This window comes from Pseudomonas viridiflava (assembly GCF_900602065.1).
Lineage (GTDB): Bacteria > Pseudomonadota > Gammaproteobacteria > Pseudomonadales > Pseudomonadaceae > Aquipseudomonas.
In genome coordinates, this window is record NZ_UWFN01000390.1 from 1 (window position 1) to 390 (window position 390).

A 390-nucleotide genomic window follows, 5' to 3' on the forward strand; every position below is an offset into this window, starting at 1 on the left:
CCGGTGTTGCGCAGAAACGCCAGAATCGCCGCCAGCACCAGAATCTCTTCCAACCCTTCGCGCAACAGAATCAGCAGGCCCGAGATGTAGCTCAAAGACAGGCTCAGACCGTCGCTGCCCAGCAAGTCAGCCGACTGTCTCAGCTTGGCCTTGGCTGCTTCCAGCTTCTGCGCCGCCTGCGGAACCGGCAGGCCGTCCTGCAAGGACTGACGATAAGCCATCAGGCTCTTTTCAGTGTCCTTGCAAACGTCGGCATCGACGTTGTCCAGCGAGCTCTCGACCAGCTCGAAACCTTCCAGGTAGGCCGCAACCGACAGGTCATACGCCTGCTCCCGATCACCTGATCGGTAGGCGGCCAGACTCTTGTCCTGGGTCGCGCTGGTGTAATCG

Annotated in this window: 1 pseudogene; it reads right to left on the bottom strand. The window is 60.5% G+C overall.

Annotated features, from left to right (window positions below):
* Window positions 1–390: pseudogene (locus EE949_RS29330) on the bottom strand (cystathionine gamma-synthase); the annotation flags it as partial.